Origin of the sequence: Streptococcus constellatus (assembly GCF_902167705.1) — a bacterium.
Classification (GTDB): Bacteria; Bacillota; Bacilli; order Lactobacillales; family Streptococcaceae; genus Streptococcus; species Streptococcus constellatus_A.
In genome coordinates this window covers 100525-117863 of the sequence record NZ_CABHMZ010000017.1, presented here as the reverse complement: position 1 = coordinate 117863, position 17339 = coordinate 100525, and the positions used below count along the sequence as shown (strand labels likewise).

Below are 17339 nucleotides of genomic sequence, written 5' to 3'. Positions count from 1 at the left end.
ATGGGAGTAGCTCATAGTTTTTCCTCGGGTTCTGTTTGTGTGGTTACTTACAGTTTACACCAATGAAACGCTATGAGATTTTTTGTTGAACTATATTTTACAATTTATCATTTTAAAAAGACAGATTTCAAAGAAAATATTGTGCAATTAAATTTTTATTTATTTTTTATTCACTTTTTATTAAATGTATCACATTGGCTTAGTAACATGAATAATTTAAATAGTTTTTCCAGTATGATTGCTACAATTTGCTTTTTAATGTTTATGTCAACTTTATTCTACTTACAATCTATTCGTGAAAAACATGAAAAAGAAGAGCAAATTAAACAAAAAGAACGAGAACAACTGCAATTGCAAAAATATACAGATGAAATTGTAAGTCTTTATAATGAGATTCGAGGCTTTCGTCATGATTATGGTGGGATGTTGGCAAGTTTCCAATCAGCCATTCATACAGGTGATATAAAAGAAGTAGAACGAATTTATCAGGAAGTACTAGTAAATGCTAATTTACAGCTTCGTTCAGATAAATATACTTATTTTGATTTAAATAATGTTGGAGATTCAGCACTTAGAAGTGTTATGACGCAAACCTTGTTTAAGGCACGTGATTATAATATAGAATTAACATTTGAAGTAAAGGATTTTGTCAAGCCCTTGCCGATTAAATTATTAGATCTGGTTAGAATGACAAGCGTTCTTTTAAATAATGCCATAGAAGGAGCAGCAGAAAGCTATCAAAAAACAATGAATGTTTCCTTAGTAGATTTAGATATAGAAACTATCTTGGTCATTCAAAATTCACGAAAGAAAAGACAGTTAGACTTAGAAGAGATTTACCAAACTGATTTTTCAACAAAGGGTGAAGGACGCGGCTTAGGTTTAAGCAATATCAAAGAAATTATTAACAACTATGAAGGAATTATTCTTGATACCAAAATTGAGGATGAATATTTTACACAAGTAATGAGAGTAAGGAAGGAAGGTTTATAATGAAAGTATTAGTATTAGAAGATGAAATTACACATCAAGTAAGAATGGAAACAACTTTGGCAGAGATTGCGAAAGAAATGGGAATTACGATAAAAGTTAAAGTAACTGGAAAAGTAAGGGAATTTAAAGAATATATTGAAAACGATGAAGTAAATCAATTATATTTTTTAGATATTGATATTAAAGGAGAAGAAACAAAAGGATTGGAAATAGCAAAATTTATACGCCACCATAATCCCTATGCCATTATTGTTTTTGTTACAACAAAATCAGAATTTGCTACGATGACATTTAAATATAAAGTATCTGCATTGGATTTTGTTGATAAAAATTTGAATGATATTGCTTTTAAAAAACATATAAAAGACAGTATTGAGTATACAAAAGCAACATTGATCGAAAATAAAGATATGGTGGATTATTTTGAATATAGTTTTCGTGGTGGAGAAGTTAGAATGCCTTTTAATGATATTTTATATATTGAAACGACAGGTTCTTCTCATAAATTAAGAATTGTTGGTAAAAACTTTTTTAAAGAATTTTATGGGACTATTGCAGATATTCAAGAAAAAGATAAGGAAACACAGCGTTTTTTCTCACCTCATAAGTCTTATCTAGTTAATATCGGCAATATTAAGGGCTATGATAAAAAAATGAGAGAAATTATTTTTTATGAAGATCACCGTTGTCCGATTACTCGAATGAAAATTGGAAAATTGAAGTCTATTTTAGAAGAATTAAAAGAATGAATAAAAACTAAATTTTTAAATAAAAACTATTGACAAAGTTTTCCAAACTGGTATAATAGTATATGTTCTGTGAAAGAACATATATGGTCCGTTGGTCAAGGGGTTAAGACACCGCCTTTTCACGGCGGTAACACGGGTTCGAATCCCGTACGGACTATATTATCCGGCATAGCTCAGTTGGTAGTAGCGCATGACTGTTAATCATGATGTCGTAGGTTCGAGTCCTACTGCCGGAGCTACTAGGCATTCTTTAGGAATGCTTTTTTACATTATAAAAATATAATAAAGACCAAACTGTTTTCTTGTTCAGTTTGGTCTTTTAATTATAACGATTTTTTCTTACGTATCTTATTGTAAATTATAAATAACGCGATTCCAGATAAAAATGCTATACTACCTTCTTTAAGACCATTTGGGATAAATGTCAGTTTTATTTTTCCTGCGCCTTTTTTGACATCAATTTTCATAAAGCCATTTTGTGCTCTTGAAATTTTAATTGATTTTCCGTTTTGTGTTGCAGCCCAACCTTTATCATAAGGAATTGTGAAGAATAAAGAACTATCTCGTTGAGCTTGATAATGTGCTGTTATTGTATTATGTTTTGTTGTTACAGATACTTTTTGTTTTTGAATCTTGTTTATTGCTTGTTGAAAATGATTTGTGTCAAGCGTATAAAATTCAGGAGTATCAAACGAAACTTTTGAGTTATCTGGGAAAGTCACTTTAACAGTTATGGTTTGTTTTTGATTAAAATATCCAAGATTGAAAAAAGGAAAAACATTGTTGGTACCATAATGCATTTTTTGATTGTTGTTTACAGTTATGTCAACTGATTTTTGGTTGTCATTTGAGAAAGTTAAGTTTGGCAGAGTTAAATAAACTTGACTATTTGCTGGAACTTCTAAAGTGTAAGTTACACTAGCAAAGGAATCATGATTTTCTTTATCTACTTCTGCAGCAATTCTATTACCGACTTGCTTGATATTATGATGACTTGTGGGGGATAATCTATGATAGTATTTTAAATTTAATCCAGAAAGTTGATTGAGAAAACGAGTTTGATTATCTAATGTTAAATGATTAAACTTTACATCTCTGTAAATTGAATTTGTCAGAAATGCTAGTGAATTAGTATTTCCATTTTCATAAAGTGTTAAATTATCTTTCGTTTTAACGGAGGAAAAACCATATTTCTGAGGATTGTTTGTTGAAATATTATATTTCACTCCCAATAAGCTATCCATAATGATACTATTATTTTGATAACGTAAGTTTAAATTAGTTCCAGATGATTTAAAACCTAGTTTATCAAGAGTAGAACTGGCTGCGGTATTGCGAACAGAAGAAAATTGAGAGATACCATTATAATTGTATTTCATACTGTCATTTCCGGTTTGAATAGCCAGTTTTTCAGTTCTAAAGAAATTTGAATTTTTCTTCTTACTGTATTTGACAAGCGAATCAATAGCTGTTAAATCTTGTTCATAGGCATTTCTACTTGCAAAGACCCATTCTTTTGCAATTCCTTCTATTTGATAAAAACTATTCAAACTTAGTTCAAAACAAACAAATAATAAAGTAGAAAAAGTAAATATTTTAAAAGGAAGATATTTTTTTGTATAAGCCCAAAAAATTAAAAGATAAGCGATTAAAAACTCTAATGTTAAGATAAAATTAACAGAACCTAAAAATTTATAATGTTTTTTAAAAATAAAAGTAGAAATAAAACCCAATCCTAAGATAGAAAAACTAACTAGAGTATTTGTTAGTTTAATTTCCTTTAGACGTTCTAAACTTTCAGCTGCTAAAAAGATAATGATAATAGAAAAAGTCCAAGAATAACGGTGCAAAAACATATTTGGCGCATGCATGCCTTGCCAAAACAAATCCAATGGTTGTAAATAAAAACTAACCACTAAAATCGTAATTAAGATAAAATAAGCAAGTTTCACGTGAAACTTAATAGATTGTAATGTAAAAAATAGCACTGCTAACAATAATGGAATGAGACCAGCATATATCATCGGAATAGATCCATATTTAGTTGTGTCAAAAGCTCCAACAAAGTTTTTGGCAAAAATATCTAAATACCAGCTTTTTTCAGTCAACAAGGTTGTCACTTTTGTTAATTTTTCACCATGAGTTTTTAAATCTAGAAAGGTTGGTAGAATCATGATGAGGCTAGTTATCCCAGCTAAAATTGATACAACTGTAAAGTCTAGAAAAGATTTGATCCTAGTTTTAAAATCCCATGAAATTTGAACAAAATACCATAAAATAAGAAAGAACACCATCATGTATCCAAAATAATAATTTTGAATAAAAAGAATTGACAGAGATGTAAAGTAAAGAACACGACCTTTTTGAAGTATCAAATAGTGTAAACCAAGTAAAATAAGTGGAATAATAATGAAAACATCTAGCCAAGTTTTTATTTCAAGTTGACTAACTGCAAAACTCATTAAAGCATAGGAAGTTGACAGTATCAAAATAAAATAAGGAGAAATTTTTTTAAAAATACCTTTAATACTTATAAAACATGTTAATCCCATTAGACCAAACTTTATCAGAGTAAATAAATATACCTCATCTGGCATATTTTTTAGATTGAAGAAGTAAACTAAAGGTGATAAAAAACTTCCTAGATAATAGCTAGATAAGGCATAAAAATTCAACCCGAGTCCACTTGTAAACGTATAAAAGATGCTGTCTGTACCATGCAAGATATTTCTTAAAGTGACATCAAAAATGACATATTGATGAAAGCCGTCTCCTAATAGCGGAGAAGTATCACTTTTCCAATAGATTCCATTTATAAGGTAAGTTATAAACATAATTAAAAATGGAAGGAGAAAGGCTATCAAATAATAATTTTTGAAGAGTTCTTTGATTTTTTTCATAAGCTATTGTAAAATATTAAAATTTAAGGAACTGAATCTTTCATCAGCTCCTAATTTTTAAAAAGTTTAATCTTTCCAAAGACTATTGACTTTTTCTTGTACTTCTTGATTTTCTAAAAATTCATCATAAGTTTCGTCAATACGATCAATGACACCATTTTTAGAAAGAACAATAATATGATTAGCAAGTGTCTGGATAAATTCATGATCATGGCTGGCAAAAATAATAGATTCTTTAAAGTTTTTCAGACCGTCATTTAGGCTGGAAATAGATTCTAAGTCTAAGTGGTTGGTTGGATCATCTAGTACCAAAACATTTGATTTGAGAAGCATAAGTTTTGAAAGCATAACACGAACCTTTTCACCACCTGACAAGACGTTGACAGACTTGTTAACCTCATCACCAGAGAAAAGCATGCGTCCTAGGAAACCTCGAAGGAAGGTATTGTCATCTTCTTCTTTACTTGCAAATTGACGGAGCCAGTCAAGAATAGATTCACCGCTGGTGAAATCTTTGTTGTTGTCTTTTGGTAGATAAGATTGACTAGTTGTAACACCCCACTTTACAGTTCCTTCATAGCCAATATCTCCCATAATAGCTCGAATCAAAGCAGTTGTTTGAATGTCATTTTGCCCAATCAAGGCTGTCTTGTCACCTGGACGCAAGATAAAGCTAATGTTGTCAAGGATGACTTCGCCGTCAATCTTGACAGAAAGGTTTTCGACTGTCAAGAGGTCATTTCCGATTTCGCGTTCGGCTTTGAAGTTAATAAATGGATATTTACGGCTTGATGGGACAATTTCTTCCAGTTCAATTTTGTCAAGCATTTTTTTACGAGAAGTTGCTTGCTTAGATTTTGAAGCATTAGCAGAGAAGCGAGCAACAAATTCTTGCAGTTGCTTGATTTTTTCTTCAGCTTTAGCATTACGATCTGCTAAGAGTTTAGCAGCTAGTTCGCTAGATTCTTTCCAAAAATCATAGTTACCAACATAGAGTTTGATTTTACCGAAGTCCAAATCAGCCATGTGTGTACACACTTTATTGAGGAAATGACGGTCGTGAGATACAACGATAACGGTGTTTTCAAAATCAATCAAAAAATCTTCTAGCCAAGAGATGGATTGAATATCAAGACCATTTGTTGGTTCGTCTAGTAACAGAACATCTGGTTTACCAAACAGAGCTTTTGCAAGGAGAACTTTCACTTTATCTCCGTTTGACAATTCGCTCATATTTTGGTAGTGGAGGTCTTCAGGGATATGAAGATTTTGTAGCAATTGAGAGGCTTCACTTTCGGCTTCCCAGCCACCTAACTCAGCAAATTCACCCTCTAACTCAGCTGCTCGGACACCGTCTTCATCAGAAAAATCAGGTTTCATATAAATGGTATCTTTTTCTTTCATAATGTTATAAAGATGCTCATTTCCCATGATAACCACATCAATCACGCGATCTTCTTCGTAGTCAAAGTGATTTTGTCGAAGGACTGAGAGACGTTCGTCTGGTCCGAGTGAAATATTTCCAGTAGTTGGTTCGATATCACCAGCTAGGATTTTTAAAAAAGTTGATTTTCCTGCACCATTAGCACCGATTAAACCATAGGTATTTCCTTTTGTAAATTTGATATTCACATCATCAAATAATTTTCGATCACTAAATCGTAGTGAGACATCTGATACTGTAAGCAATGTTTTTCTCCTAATTCTGTAATTAGTTTCATTTTACTAGAAAATTTGACTTTTTTCAAATGATTCAGGGATAAAATATTACATTTTAGAATATAGAGAAGTAAGAAAAAATAAATAGATTTATAATAAATTTATAATTTTTTAGGAGGAGAAAATGAAAATTTTATTGGTAAATGGTTATCAAAAACATGATTTTTGTAAAGGAGAATTAAATTTTAGTTTGTATAATCTTATGTTGGAAAATTTACGACATAAACACGATATCCAATTATCGTCAGTTGAGGACTATAATGTAATAGACGAGAGAAATAAGTTTTTGTGGGCAGATTTGATTATTTTTCAATTTCCTATTTATTGGTTTAATGTACCTGGGAAGTTGAAATTATATATGGATGAAGTCTTTGAATATGGTCAATTTTATTCGTTTGCAGATATTTATGGACAAGGTGGTTTAATGAAAAATAAAGAATACATTTTATCCACAACTTGGAATGCACCAGAAGAAGCGTTTAATAATCCAACTACATTTTTTGATGGGAAAGATGTCGATGATATTTTGATTTCATTTCATAAGACCATGGAATTTTGTGGCTTAAAGAAAAGAAAAATATTATCTTTTCATAATGTTGTAAAAAATCCTCAATTTGAATCTTACAAACAGACAGTAGAAGATTATTTTTCAAAAGAACTGTAAATATAGTGTAAAGGAATGATAAAGTGTTAGTCGTTTTTAATTTTAAAAATCAGATGTCAATCAAGCAACAATTAGAATTGTTAGAGAAGTTCAATCAACCAATAAGCAAGCAGCATCAATTGATTATAGCTCCTATCATACCAAAATATAATGAATATCATTTTGATATTGCAGTTCAAAATTTGTCAATTAAAGGAAGAAATGTAGGTGATTTATCGCCTCAACATTTAAAACATTACAATATAAATTATGCTTTTGTAGGTCACTTAGAAAGACAAAAGTATTTAAATGAAACAACAAGAATGATTCGCTCAAAGATTGACAATGCTTTACAGAAAGATATTATTCCTATTATTTGTGTAGGAAATCATGAAAATCCTATTTTTGAATGCGCAACATATTTAGTTAATTTAGATCTTCAGGATAAACATATCATCATAGCTTATGAAATATTAAGTGCAACATTAAAAGGAAAAAAAGATTATTCATTTACAAAAGTTGAAGAAAGTTTTCAAGATTTAAAAGATTATTTAGATAATTTAAGTGTAAAGTTTGGGTTTACATATCAGTTGATTTTTGGTGGTGGTGTAGACTGTAAAGATATTGAACAGATTTTAACCATTGGATTTGATGGTATTCTTATCGGAGATAGGATTGAAAGTTTGGTTGAAACATATCAATACTTACTAAAAGACACTCTTGTATTGATGTAAAAAGACAAAAAGGAGAAAAAATGAAATCAATTTTAGTAACAGGAGGAGCTGGATATATTGGTTCTCATACTGTAAAGGCACTTTTAGATGCTGGTTATGATGTGCATGTTTTGGATAATCTAGCATCAGGTGTTAGGGATGCAGTGGATGTAAGAGCACACTTTAAAGAACTGGATGTTTATGATGAGGTGGCATTAAAAGCCTATTTACAATCTCATAAAATTGATGCCGTGCTACATTGTGCGGGTGAAATAGTCGTTAGTGAAAGTATCGAGGATCCAAGTAAATATTTTTCAGCAAATGTAGCAGGTATGAATCAGGTATTAAAAGTATTATCAGAAGTAGGAATTGATAAAATTATATTTTCTTCCACAGCCTCAGTTTATGGAAATAATTGTATGGATAAACCTGCAAATGAAGACACGCTATTAGATCCAGTAAATCCTTATGCAGAGACAAAACTGATGGGAGAACGTATGATTTATTGGATGGCCAATCGCTATAATTGGAAATATGTCATTTTTCGTTATTTTAATGTTGCTGGCGCTGCTATGGATGCTTCAAATGGTTTGAGAGTTAAAAATCCGACACATATCATCCCTAATATTAATAAAACGGCTCTTGGACAAAATGATGCTTTAAAAATTTATGGCGATGATTATGAAACGCGAGATGGCTCGTGCATTCGTGATTATATTCATGTTTTAGATTTAGCGCAGGCACATGTAAAGGGATTTGACTATTTATTTACAGATTCGTCAACTTCGCAGATTTTCAATTTAGGGACAGAAAAAGGTTATACTGTTAAGGAAATTTACAATACTGCAGAGCAAATTTTACAGAAAAAAATTCCTCATGAAATTGTCATGCGTCGTGCAGGTGACCCAGCAAGTGTATTGGCAAATGCTGCTAAAGTAAAAGAATTTTTGAATTGGCAAGCAACTTATTCATTGAAAGATATTATATTATCTGATTATAATTGGCGTGTAAAAGCCGGTAATTCAATTGTTGAATAATTTTAAGAAGAGGCTGGGACGAAAGTCTTCAGCTTCAAAGGATATAGAGTAATAAACCAACGCCACAGTAGCTGATTGTTCAAAACATAATCCACCACTTCAAAGTCTCCCAGACTATTGAGAAACCTTGTGGGGTGAGACTACAAACTAAAAATTTTCAAGATGAGTTCTGTCCCACTCCCTTTTTTTCTTGAAAATGGTATAATATTATCAAGAAAATTCAAGGAGAATATGATGTCAAAACCTATTATTTTAACAGGAGATCGTCCAACAGGGAAATTGCATATTGGTCATTATGTAGGAAGTTTGCGAAATCGTGTTTTATTACAAGATGAAGGAAAATATGAATTATTTGTATTTTTAGCTGATCAGCAAGCTTTGACAGATCATGCTAAGGATCCTAAGACAATTGTAGAGTCAATTGGAAATGTAGCATTAGACTATTTAGCCGCTGGATTAGATCCTGAAAAAACAACCATTTTTATTCAAAGTCAAATTCCTGAGTTGTCAGAGTTGTCAATGTATTATATGAACTTGGTGTCACTAGCCCGTTTGGAACGTAACCCAACTGTCAAGTCAGAAATTGCTCAAAAAGGATTTGGTGAAAGTATTCCAACTGGTTTTTTAGTTTATCCAATTGCGCAAGCAGCAGATATTACTGCCTTTAAAGCGAATTATGTTCCAGTAGGAAATGATCAAAAACCAATGATTGAACAAACTCGTGAAATTGTACGTTCTTTTAATCATGCATATAATTGTGATGTCTTGGTAGAGCCCGAAGGCATTTATCCTCAAAACGAAGCTGCAGGGCGTTTACCAGGGCTTGACGGGAATGCAAAAATGTCTAAATCTTTAAATAATGGTATTTATTTATCTGATGATATGGATACTTTACAAAAGAAAGTGATGAGCATGTATACCGATCCTGACCATATCAAGATTGAAGATCCTGGTAAAATTGAAGGCAACATGGTTTTTCATTATTTAGATGTGTTTGGTCGTCCAGAAGATGCGCGAGAAATTACAGCCATGAAGGAACACTATCAACGAGGTGGGCTGGGAGATGTGAAAACAAAACGCTATTTATTAGAAATTTTAGAGCGCGAATTAGGTCCTATTCGTGAACGTCGTGTTGAATTTTCAAAAGATATGGGAGAAGTCTACGCTATGCTACAAAAAGGTAGTGAAAAGGCATGTCAAGTAGCGAGTCAGACCCTTTCTGAGGTAAAATCTGCTATGGGGATTAACTATTTTAAATAAAAATGAGCAAAACTATCACCAAAAGTGATGGTTTTTTAGATAATAGTGATTGACAAATACAGATAGAATGGTATCATATTAACAATAAATACGAGCTGTGCTCAATAAATAAAGAAAAGAGGAATTTGTGGATGTCTAACTGGGACACTAAATTTTTGAAAAAAGGTTTTACTTTTGATGATGTATTACTCATTCCTGCAGAGAGTCATGTTTTGCCAAATGATGCGAATTTACAAACAAAATTGGCTGAAAATTTGACACTCAATATTCCAATTATTACCGCAGCAATGGATACTGTTACAGAAAGTAAAATGGCCATTGCTATTGCTCGTGCTGGAGGTCTTGGTGTTATTCACAAAAATATGTCTATTGAGCAACAAGCAGATGAAGTTCGGAAAGTGAAACGATCAGAAAATGGAGTTATCATCGATCCATTTTTCTTGACTCCGACTCATACGGTATCAGATGCAGAAGAGTTGATGGAACGTTATCGCATCAGTGGTGTTCCTGTTGTTGAAACGCTTGAAAACCGCAAATTAGTTGGGATTATTACGAATCGCGATATGCGATTTATTACGGATTATAATCAACCTATCTCAGCGCATATGACGAGTAAAAATCTTGTGACAGCTCCTGTTGGAACAGATCTTGAAACGGCAGAGCGGATACTTCACGAACATCGCATTGAAAAATTGCCATTGGTTGATGACTACGGTCGTTTGTCTGGTTTGATTACAATTAAAGATATTGAAAAAGTAATTGAATTTCCAAATGCAGCTAAAGATGGATATGGTCGTCTTTTGGTTGCTGGTGCAGTAGGAGTTACTTCTGATACATTTGAGCGTGCAGAAGCTTTATTTGAAGCAGGTGCAGATGCCATTGTCATTGATACAGCACATGGACATTCAGCGGGAGTACTTCGGAAGATTGCTGAGATTCGTGAACATTTTCCAGAACGAACGTTGATTGCAGGAAATATTGCTACTGCAGAAGGTGCGCGTGCGTTATACGATGCTGGAGTTGATGTTGTGAAAGTCGGAATTGGTCCAGGGTCAATTTGTACCACTCGTGTCATTGCTGGAGTTGGTGTACCTCAAGTGACAGCGATTTATGATGCTGCACAAGTTGCGCGTGAATACGGTAAGACGATCATTGCGGATGGCGGGATCAAGTATTCTGGTGATATTGTTAAGGCTTTGGCAGCTGGAGGCAATGCAGTTATGCTGGGTTCAATGTTTGCTGGTACAGATGAAGCGCCAGGTGAAACGGAAATTTTCCAAGGTCGTAAGTTTAAAACATATCGTGGGATGGGTTCCATTGCTGCTATGAAGAAAGGGTCAAGTGATCGTTATTTCCAAGGTTCTGTCAATGAAGCTAACAAGTTGGTTCCAGAAGGAATTGAAGGTCGTGTAGCTTATAAAGGCGCAGCAGCAGATATCGTTTTCCAAATGTTGGGCGGTATCCGCTCAGGTATGGGTTATGTCGGTGCAGCAAATCTGAAGGAACTTCATGACAATGCTCAGTTTATCGAAATGAGTGGAGCTGGCTTGAAAGAAAGTCATCCTCATGATGTTCAAATAACGAATGAAGCTCCAAATTATTCTGTACAATAAAATTATAAAAGCTCTGCACTATATAATGCAGAGCTTTTATAATTAACAAAATTGACATTGTTGTAAATTTTCGTTACACATGCTTTACACGTTTTTTTCGGTTAAAGTTCCTTTATGGATTGAGAAAATTTTAATGTCAGAAGGCATGTTTTGTAAATGTTCTAAAGTTGTTGTTGTTATAAATGTTTGAATATTTTGAGAAATAGTTTCAAGTAAATTAAGTTGACGGTTGTTGTCAAGTTCACTCATAACATCGTCAAGTAGAAGAATTGGTTTTTCTTTGGTAACAGTTTCCATAAGCTCAATTTCTGCCAGTTTGAGAGACAAAACCACGCTTCGATGCTGTCCTTGACTACCAAAATTAGCATTCATATCATTGATATAAAAAGCAATATCATCTCGATGCGGACCTATTCCAGTATTTTTTTTAAATAAATCTCTGCTACGGCTTTGCTTTAAGGCAATTCGAAAAGCTTCTTCTAGTTTATTGGAATTTGAAAGTGGAACAGAAGAACAGTACTTGATGGTTAAGTTTTCTAAATTACTTGAGAGTTCCAAATGTTTTTGTTGACCAAAGTGCTCTAATTTTTTGAGAAATTCTATCCGATGCTGCATAATGCGGCAACCAAACTCTACTAACTGATCATCCAAGACAGTTAAAAAAGTCTCATCTATTGTTTTTGCTGTCTTTAAATAAGTATTTCTCTGTTTTAGAACGTGATGATAATGTGATAAATCAGATAAATAAATTGGTTTAATTTGGCCTAACTCTATGTCAATGAATTTCCGTCTAAGAGCTGGCGCTCCTTTAATCAATTGTAAATCTTCTGGAGCAAACAAAACAATATTCATATTTCCAATGTAATCAGATAGTTTGCTTTGTTTTAGATGGTTAACTTTTGTAATTCTTCCTTTAGGTGTCAAGTCAATCTCTAAAGAAATCTTTCCAGTTTGCTTGACAAGTTGTCCAGATACTTTTAGGGTATCTTTAGAAAAATAAATTAAATCTTTATCTGAACGAGTTCGATGACTCCGTGTCAATGCAAGAAAATAGATAGCTTCTAAAATATTTGTTTTTCCTTGAGCATTTTTACCTAAAAAAATGTTGAGACCAGGATGAAACTCTATTTCGGTTAGTTCGTAATTACGAAAATGTTGAATTTGTAAGTTTTTTAACCACATATTTACATACCTGGAAAGCAGATAGGAGCTTTTTTATTAGATTTATTGGTTTTTTGATTTACTGCTGTTGATTGACTTTTTTTGATACTTTTGTTCATTTCTTTTACAAGGGCAGCAACTCGTCTTTTTTCTAAAAGCTCTTTTTCGTGCTCATCTCTTTCCTTTTCATTTGGTGCAGTCAGCAGTATTTCTAATTTTTGATTTGGAAGAGTAATGGTATCGCCAATGCGAATTTTCTTTCCGCGGCGAGTTTCGATCTCTCCATTAAAATAAACTTGATTTTCTTGAAGAAAACTTTTAATAGCACCACCACTTTGGATGATTCCAACTTCTTTTAATAATGCTTGTAGAGTAATATATTCATCAAATAATTTGTATTTCATAATTCACCTCAATCTTTGTCATTATATCATAATTGGGAGAAAAGGTGATATTAAAATTATCTAAACCAATCATGAAGAAAACGTTTTAAGGCGAAAGAATAATGCTTGAATGAGAAATTAGGCACTGTTTCGTGATATAATAGAGGTCAGTATAAAAAGAAGACGAGGGACAATATGGAGTTAGTTTCTGGAGTAGATCTCCATTTTATAACATCCAAAAAATTTAAAACCAATCGCATAAAAATGAGATTTTCAGCTCCAATGTCTATGGATACGATAGCGGGACGCGTACTGGCTGCAAATATGCTTGAAACAGCTAACGAAGTTTATCCAACTGCGCAGATTTTTCGAGAACGATTAGCAAATCTTTATGGTGCGAACTTTTCAACAAGACTATCACGAAGAGGACTCATTCATTATGTAGATTTAGATATCTCTTTTGTTAGCGACGCATTTTTAAGTCGTAAAAATACATTAACAGGAGAGATACTTGATTTTTTAAAAGATAGCTTGTTAAAACCTTTAGCAAATGGAAGAGCTTTTAATCGGACTGTTTTTGAAGTTGAAAAGAAGAATGTACTTAACGATTTAAAAGCTGAAATTGAGGATCATTTTTATCATGCTCATCAAGAACTGAATAAATTATTTTATGCAAAACAAGAAATGCAGATTTCTCGTATTGCTACATTAGATTTAGTTGAAAAAGAAACACCAGAAAGTAGCTTTGCAATTTTTCAAGAAATGCTTCAAAATGATAAGATTGACATATTTTTTATGGGTGATTTTAATGAGATTGAAGTCTGCGAACATTTAAAAACATTTGGTTTACAACCTCGTCAACTTGATTTACACTTGCATTATCATCAAGAATTTTCGAATGTTTTAAAAGAGGGGTTGAAACAAAATGATGCTCATCAATCCATTATTGAATTAGGGTATCATTTTTCAATTCAATATGGAGATAGGAATCATATCCCTCTTGTTGTATTGAATGGACTTTTAGGTGGTTTTGCTCATTCAAAATTATTTGTTACTGTTCGTGAGAAAGAAAGTTTAGCATATACGATTTCAAGTAGTATTGATATTTTTTCAGGTATGATGCGTATCTACGCTGGAATTGACAGGAAAAATAGAACTAAAACAGTTAGTTTAATTTATCGACAAATTGCAGATCTGAAAAATGGGCGCTTTACAGATGAGGATTTAAATCAGACTAAGAAAATGCTACGAAATACCATGCTTCTCTCCTTAGATCGGCAAAATACATTGATAGAACGAGCTTATATGGCATCTATTTTCCAGAAAAAATTTATGTCAATTGATGTTTGGTTAAGTGCTTTAGAAAGAGTCAGTCGAGAAGACATTATCATCACTGCAAGACAACTAAGGCTACAAGCAGTTTATTTTATGGAAGGAAAATAATGCAAACTTTAAAAATGGAGAGAAAGGATTATCCAGCAGTTGGAGAAGTAATCTATCAAACTACTTTACAAAATGGTTTAAGAGTATTTCTTTTACCCAAACGAGATTTCAATGAAACTTATGGAATTATGACAGCAAATTTTGGGTCAACTGATACTCGTTTTATTCCACGCGGTTCTAATCAAGTTGTTCAATATCCTGCAGGAGTTGCTCATTTTTTAGAACATAAATTATTTGAAGATGAAAATGGTCAGGATATTTTACAACAATTTGTTGAATTAGGTGCTGAGAGCAATGCTTTTACAAGTTTTACTAAGACCAGTTATCTTTTTTCAGCAACGGACAATGTTTTAGAGAATGTGAGATTGTTGCAAAGTTTACTAGAAAATGCTTATTTCACAGAAGAATCGGTCCAACGCGAGCAGGGAATTATCCAGCAAGAAATTGATATGTATAAAGACAATCCAGATTATTGCCTGTTTTTTCACACTTTAGCAAACCTTTATCCAGGCACTCCATTGGCAGAAGATATTGCAGGAAGCATTGAATCAGTTACAGAAATAACAGTTGAGGATTTGGATGAAAATTTTGAAACCTTTTATCATCCGTCCAATATGAGCCTATTGTTGATTGGCAATTTTGACTTAGAAAAGACCATTGCTGTTATTCAGGAACAACAAGAAGATCTGAATCCTTTTACTAAACAAAAGCTCATTCAACTCTTTCCTCTTGCGTTAAATCCTGTTGTTTCTACTGGAAGTGTACGAATGGAAGTGGCAAGTTCTAAGCTGGCAATCGGATTACGTGGGAATCAATCGTTAGCGGGAATTGATTTATTTCGTTATAAGATTGGTTTAAAGCTACTATTTGCAATGATGTTTGGCTGGACATCTAAAAGATTTCAAGCGCTTTATGAAGTTGGAAAAATAGACAACTCACTATCGTTAGAAGTTGAAGTAGAAAAAGATTTTCACTTTGTGGTGTTGACAATGGATACTAGTGAACCAGTTGCTCTATCTCACCAATTTCGTTCGGCAATTCGGGGTTTTGAAAAAGATCCTGATGTGACAGAAGAACATCTTGATACTATAAAAAGTGAAATGTTTGGTGATTTTTTGCATGGGCTTAACTCACTAGAATATATTGCAACTCAATATGAAACCTTTTCAGAAGGTGATAATCTATTTGATTTACCCAAAATATTGCAGACAATTAGTTTAGTTGATGTGATTGAGATAGGACATCATTTTATTGATTCTTGTGACATGATTGATTTTACTATTTTTCCAAAATGATTTCATGTTTTAGTGAAATTTGGTAAAATAGTGTTTAATAGAAAGAAGGCTGGGCGTATGAGAAAAAAAACAATTGGTGAAGTCCTGAGATTGGCTCGTATCAATCAAGGGATGAGCTTAGAAGATTTACAAAAGAAAACCGATATTCAATTAGAGTTACTAGAAGCTCTGGAAGCTGATGATTTTGATCGTCTTCCTAGTCCTTTCTATGCTCGTTCTTTTCTAAGAAAATATGCTTGGGCTGTTGATTTAGATGAGCGGATTATTCTTGATGCTTATGAAGACGGAAGCATGATTACTTATGATGAAGTGGATATTGATGAGGAAGAGAGTTTTAGAAGTCGAAGAACAAAAAGGCAGCGAACTTCTTTTTTACCATTATTTTATCTGACAATTCTTGCATTAGCTATTTTATCTTTTGTTAGTTATTATGTTTGGACATACGTTCGTCATAATTCATTAACCACAAATCCTTCATCAAGTTATAGTGTTGTGAATAAACAAACAACTACTTCATCTAGCTCAAATGATGAAACTACTTCTAGTGAATCTTCTAACAGTTCAAAAACAAATTTGACTGTATCAGGAAATGGCAGCAACTTAACAGCAACGTTGACAGGTGCAACTAGTCCTGTCAATTTAAAATTATCTGTTAGTGATACGACTAGTTGGGTAAGTGTTACAGGTACAGACTTAGAAGGTGGTGCAATATTAAGCCCTGAAAATCAAAGTGTGTCAACCACTATTTCACCAGACACTACATCAACAATTACTCTTGGTGTGGTTCAAGGTGTGACAATTACAATAGATGATCAGCAGATTGATACATCAGGCTTGACAAGTTTGACAGGTACAATTACACTTATAATAAATAATTAAGGAAATAAAAATGAAAAAAGAAAATATTCCCAATGCTTTAACTTTGTTACGGATTGCTTTAATTCCAATTTTTATTCTAGTTCTATCCTTAGGTCATTCTATTGGAATGCATGTCTTTGCAGCGATTATTTTTGCAGTAGCTAGTATTACAGATTATTTGGACGGCTATTTAGCTCGTAAATGGAAAGTTGTAACCAACTTTGGGAAATTTGCCGATCCGATGGCAGATAAGTTATTAGTCATGTCAGCTTTTATTATGTTGATTGAAATGAATATGGCACCTGCTTGGGTTGTTGCAGTTATCATCTGCCGTGAGTTAGCTGTGACAGGTTTGCGGTTATTACTGGTTGAAACTGGAGGGACAGTCTTAGCTGCTGCTATGCCAGGAAAAATAAAAACATTTACGCAGATGTTTTCTATTATTTTTCTACTATTGCACTGGACATTGCTAGGACAAATTTTGCTATATATTGCATTGATTTTTACGATTTATTCGGGTTATGACTACTTCAAAGGAAGTGCCTATCTCTTTAAAGATACATTTAGATAAT

The 17339-nt window shown here is 32.8% G+C and carries 14 protein-coding genes, 2 tRNA genes and 1 pseudogene; 13 read left to right on the top strand and 4 right to left on the bottom strand.

The features are described from left to right. Positions 1–96: 96 nt before the first annotated feature. From FQ204_RS05295 to FQ204_RS05280, 4 genes and pseudogenes are all read left to right on the top strand, one after another. Positions 97–993: pseudogene (locus tag FQ204_RS05295) on the top strand (sensor histidine kinase); the annotation flags it as partial. Beyond that, on the top strand, positions 993–1742 hold the full coding sequence (gene comE, locus FQ204_RS05290) for a competence system response regulator transcription factor ComE (protein ID WP_144209509.1): 750 nt from the start codon (positions 993–995) through the stop codon (positions 1740–1742). The pseudogene FQ204_RS05295 and the gene comE, both read left to right, overlap by 1 nt. 85 nt (positions 1743–1827) lie before the next feature. Continuing rightward, a tRNA-Glu gene (locus FQ204_RS05285) sits at positions 1828–1899 on the top strand. 5 nt (positions 1900–1904) lie between these two features. After that, positions 1905–1978 (top strand) — tRNA-Asn (locus FQ204_RS05280). An 87-nt stretch (positions 1979–2065) separates the two neighbouring features. Here FQ204_RS05280 and FQ204_RS05275 read toward each other — a convergent pair. Then, positions 2066–4642, bottom strand: coding sequence for a YfhO family protein (locus FQ204_RS05275; RefSeq protein ID WP_144209506.1), 2577 nt, complete (start codon positions 4640–4642; stop codon positions 2066–2068). Between the two features lie 66 nt (positions 4643–4708). Beyond that, complete coding sequence (locus tag FQ204_RS05270; protein ID WP_144209503.1) at positions 4709–6331, bottom strand: ATP-binding cassette domain-containing protein; 1623 nt, start codon at positions 6329–6331, stop codon at positions 4709–4711. Positions 6332–6485: 154 nt separating this feature from the next. Between FQ204_RS05270 and FQ204_RS05265 the strand changes: the two genes are divergently transcribed. From FQ204_RS05265 to guaB, 5 genes are all read left to right on the top strand, one after another. Beyond that, the gene (locus FQ204_RS05265; protein ID WP_144209500.1) at positions 6486–7025 is read left to right on the top strand and encodes an NAD(P)H-dependent oxidoreductase; all 540 of its coding nucleotides are present in this window, start codon (positions 6486–6488) and stop codon (positions 7023–7025) included. 23 nt (positions 7026–7048) lie between these two features. Next, positions 7049–7738, top strand: coding sequence for a triose-phosphate isomerase (locus tag FQ204_RS05260; protein ID WP_144209497.1), 690 nt, complete (start codon positions 7049–7051; stop codon positions 7736–7738). 20 nt (positions 7739–7758) lie between these two features. Continuing rightward, the gene (gene galE / locus FQ204_RS05255) at positions 7759–8754 is read left to right on the top strand and encodes a UDP-glucose 4-epimerase GalE (RefSeq protein WP_144209494.1); all 996 of its coding nucleotides are present in this window, start codon (positions 7759–7761) and stop codon (positions 8752–8754) included. Between the two features lie 234 nt (positions 8755–8988). Continuing rightward, positions 8989–10014, top strand: a complete 1026-nt coding sequence (trpS, locus tag FQ204_RS05250; protein WP_144209491.1) for a tryptophan--tRNA ligase — start codon at positions 8989–8991, stop codon at positions 10012–10014. A 131-nt stretch (positions 10015–10145) separates the two neighbouring features. After that, positions 10146–11627, top strand: a complete 1482-nt coding sequence (gene guaB / locus FQ204_RS05245) for an IMP dehydrogenase (RefSeq protein ID WP_144209488.1) — start codon at positions 10146–10148, stop codon at positions 11625–11627. 84 nt (positions 11628–11711) lie between these two features. On the opposite strand, the gene recF is transcribed toward guaB, so the two are convergent. Both recF and yaaA read right to left on the bottom strand, forming a co-directional pair. After that, positions 11712–12809 carry a DNA replication/repair protein RecF gene (gene recF, locus FQ204_RS05240; RefSeq protein WP_144209485.1) on the bottom strand — a complete coding sequence of 366 codons (1098 nt, stop codon included), beginning with the start codon at positions 12807–12809 and terminating at the stop codon, positions 11712–11714. A gap of 2 nt (positions 12810–12811) precedes the next feature. Next, on the bottom strand, positions 12812–13192 hold the full coding sequence (gene yaaA, locus FQ204_RS05235) for a S4 domain-containing protein YaaA (RefSeq protein ID WP_144209483.1): 381 nt from the start codon (positions 13190–13192) through the stop codon (positions 12812–12814). Between the two features lie 174 nt (positions 13193–13366). On the opposite strand from yaaA, the gene yfmF reads away from it, so the two are divergent. The 4 genes from yfmF to pgsA are packed head-to-tail and all read left to right on the top strand — an operon-like array spanning position 13367 to position 17338. After that, complete coding sequence (yfmF, locus tag FQ204_RS05230) at positions 13367–14614, top strand: EF-P 5-aminopentanol modification-associated protein YfmF (protein WP_144209480.1); 1248 nt, start codon at positions 13367–13369, stop codon at positions 14612–14614. Beyond that, positions 14614–15909, top strand: coding sequence for an EF-P 5-aminopentanol modification-associated protein YfmH (gene yfmH / locus FQ204_RS05225; RefSeq protein WP_144209477.1), 1296 nt, complete (start codon positions 14614–14616; stop codon positions 15907–15909). Before yfmF ends, yfmH begins: the two co-directional genes overlap by 1 nt. 57 nt (positions 15910–15966) lie before the next feature. Then, positions 15967–16788 (top strand): cytoskeleton protein RodZ, encoded by an 822-nt coding sequence (gene rodZ / locus FQ204_RS05220; protein ID WP_144209474.1) that lies wholly within the window; start codon positions 15967–15969, stop codon positions 16786–16788. 10 nt (positions 16789–16798) lie between these two features. Next, positions 16799–17338, top strand: a complete 540-nt coding sequence (pgsA, locus tag FQ204_RS05215; protein WP_144209471.1) for a CDP-diacylglycerol--glycerol-3-phosphate 3-phosphatidyltransferase — start codon at positions 16799–16801, stop codon at positions 17336–17338. Position 17339 lies beyond the last annotated feature (1 nt).